Source organism: Vibrio makurazakiensis (assembly GCF_050337375.1).
Classification (GTDB): Bacteria; Pseudomonadota; Gammaproteobacteria; order Enterobacterales; family Vibrionaceae; genus Vibrio; species Vibrio makurazakiensis.
The window spans coordinates 1-3,190 of the sequence record NZ_JAKJSW010000327.1 but is presented as its reverse complement, the minus strand read 5'-3'; the positions used below and the strand labels follow the sequence as shown (position 1 = coordinate 3,190).

Here is a 3,190-nt window from a genome sequence, read left to right as displayed (position 1 = left end):
GTACAGATGATAAAGGGCGAGATGTACTTTCTAGGATCATTTATGGCTTTCGTATCTCAGTGCTATTTGGTTTTGTTTTAACGATTGTGTCTAGTGTGATAGGCGTTGTTGTTGGGGCGACGCAAGGCTATTACGGAGGCTGGTTAGACTTGCTGGGGCAGCGTTTCATTGAAGTATGGTCTGGAATGCCAACGTTATTTCWATTGATCATATTATCGAGCTTTATTGAGCCTAACTTTTGGTGGTTGCTTGGTATTATGGTGCTGTTCAGTTGGATGAGTTTAGTCGGAATTGTACGTGCTGAGTTTTTACGCTGTCGTAATTTTGATTATGTAAAGGCCGCGCAAGCGATGGGGGTAGATGATAAACGCATTATGTTGAGACACATGTTACCCAACGCTATGGTCGCTTCATTAACTATGATGCCTTTTATACTCTCAGGTTCGGTTACAACTTTAACGTCGCTCGATTTCCTTGGCTTTGGTTTGCCAGCCGGTTCACCTTCATTAGGTGAGCTTCTCGCACAAGGTAAAGCAAACTTACAAGCTCCGTGGCTTGGCATCTCTGCATTCGTCGTGCTTTCTCTTATGCTCACTTTGCTCGTATTTGTGGGTGAAGCGGTACGTGACGCATTTGACCCACACCAGCAGCGTTAAGGTAAGCCATGACAGATATTACGAGTATTACTATGAACTCAACTACGATGAAGCCTGCTGATATGACAATTCTAACAATTGATGAACTGTCTGTGGGGTTTGGTAGAAGTAAGGCTATAGAACAAGTTACCTCAAAGGTTTCGCTGAGTATAAAGAAAGGGGAAACCTTAGCTTTGGTTGGTGAAAGTGGTTCTGGAAAATCAGTGACTGCCAATTCAATTTTAAAATTGCTTCCTAAAGGTTCATCGCATTATTTGAACGGAAAGATAATGTTCGATGGTTTGGATATTTTAAATTGTTCTGAAAGACAATTGCGTGGTATCCGAGGCGGAAAAATTGGGATGATTTTTCAAGAACCTATGGTTTCGCTCAACCCGTTACATAAGGTTGGAAAACAATTAGTTGAGATACTGACTGTTCACAGAGGAATGCGAACCAATAAAGCTCAATCTTTAGCGATTGAATGGCTAGAGAAAGTCGGCATTCGTAACCCGCAGCAAAAAATAACTGCTTATCCACATGAACTCTCTGGTGGAGAAAGACAGCGTGTGATGATTGCTATGGCTCTTATCAATGAACCGGAGCTGCTTATTGCTGATGAACCTACCACCGCTTTGGATGTTTCTGTGCAAGCTCAAATCTTGGATTTGTTAAAAGATCTTCAGCAAGAGTTAGGCATGGCGATGCTATTCATTACTCATGATCTGAGTATCGTTCGCAGAATTGCAGACAGAGTTGCAGTAATGAAAGATGGTGAGTTGGTTGAAACAGGAGAATGCAGCTCTGTGTTCGATCAACCTAGCCATCCTTATACTCAAAAGCTACTAGATTCTGATCCCAAAGGAAGCCCTGTACCTGTGAGTGAAGCGAGCGAAAGCTTGCTTAAAGTCAATCAGTTGAAGGTGTGGTTTCCGATTACCGGCGGGTTATTCAAAAAAACAATTGCTCATGTCAAAGCTGTTACGGACATGAAATTCACTTTAAAGAAAGGTCACTCTATTGGGCTGGTGGGTGAAAGTGGATCCGGAAAGTCGACAACTGGTATGGCGATTTTAAAACTGGTGAATAGTGAAGGTTCAATTCAGTATCAAGGTAACGAACTGCAAGGTTTGGACCGTAAAGCAATGTTGCCTTATCGAAGCCGCATGCAAGTCGTATTTCAAGACCCATTTTCAGCTCTAAACCCAAGAATGTCGGTCGCTCAGGTGATTGGCGAGGGGTTAAGAGTTCACAAAGACCTTGCAGAAGAAGAGTTAGACTCACTTATTTGCAATGTAATGAAAGAAGTCGATTTAGATCCAGAAACACGCCACCGTTACCCTAATGAGTTCTCTGGTGGGCAAAGACAGCGAATAGCTGTTGCACGGGCGCTTATTCTTAAACCTGAGTTTATATTACTCGATGAGCCGACTTCATCGTTAGATAGGACGGTACAAGCCCAAGTATTGGAATTGCTAAAATCACTACAAGAAAAATATGGGCTCACTTATCTGTTTATCAGTCATGATTTGAATGTAGTGAAATCTTTGTGCCATTACACCATAGTGATGAAAGCAGGTGAGGTAGTTGAACAGGGCAATACACAGCAGTTATTCAGGAACCCCACTCACGAGTACACTAAGCAATTGGTCGATCTATCTAGTTTTTGATCACCAAAGAGGGTGCTATTTGCAATGAATTCTTTGCTTAAGCTCTTATTTAACAGTTGTTTAAATTTTAAATGGCGTAGGCTTGTCCTACGCCATTTTCGTATGTGTCTAGTTCACAGTTTGTTTGTATGAATTTAGATTATTGTTTCCTTAACGACTAACTTTACCTTTTACTTCAAAGTTTATGGTTATCTAATGAAACTGTTTGAGTTCAAGCCTTCACCGAGTAGCCGTCGTGTCTCGATCTTTCTGAAAGAATTAGGACTAGAGTTAGAAACGGTGCAGGTGAATGTACGCAAGGGCGAAAACCTTACGCCTGCATATCAAGCGATCAGTGTAAATGGCAAAGTTCCTGTCTTAGCGTTAGATAATGGTGGTTCTATCTGTGAAACTGTCGCGATATGTCGCTACCTTGATGAATTAACGTCTAATGAGCTTAATTTATTTGGCAACAGCCCCCTTGAGAGAGCGAAAGTAGAAATGTGGCATCGTGTGGTTGAGTTTCAAGGTCTGCATACAGCATTTCAAGCTTTCCGAAATATCAGCGCAGTTTATAGTGACAGGGAAGTATGCGTTGCAGAGTGGGGCTACGAATCTAAGCAAAGAGTAAAAGACTTTCTTACCGTGTTAGAAGATAGGCTGTCTGAATCTGAGTACGTTGCTGGTGACCGATATACGGTTGTTGATATTACTGGGTTTGTATTTATTCAATTTATTCAAAATGTACTGTTTCTTGATATTGAAGACGTTTATCCCAAAATTTACGAGTGGTATGTAAAACTAGCAGAGCGAGATGCCTATCAGATTTAGTGATGAGCCATATTGTTTTTATAGATGCAGTTATCTACCGGAATGCCGAGCGATATATGACAACAGATATTAATT

At 41.4% G+C, this 3,190-nt stretch carries 3 protein-coding genes; all 3 read left to right on the top strand.

The features are described from left to right. Positions 1–656: ABC transporter permease subunit (locus tag L4C33_RS20875; protein WP_428814313.1), on the top strand; the 656-nt coding region annotated here is incomplete at its 5' end. A gap of 8 nt (positions 657–664) precedes the next feature. Beyond that, complete coding sequence (locus tag L4C33_RS20870) at positions 665–2,305, top strand: ABC transporter ATP-binding protein (RefSeq protein WP_428814312.1); 1,641 nt, start codon at positions 665–667, stop codon at positions 2,303–2,305. A 195-nt stretch (positions 2,306–2,500) separates the two neighbouring features. Beyond that, a complete protein-coding gene (locus L4C33_RS20865; RefSeq protein WP_428814311.1) occupies positions 2,501–3,115 on the top strand; it encodes a glutathione S-transferase family protein in 615 nt (204 codons plus the stop codon). Positions 3,116–3,190 lie beyond the last annotated feature (75 nt).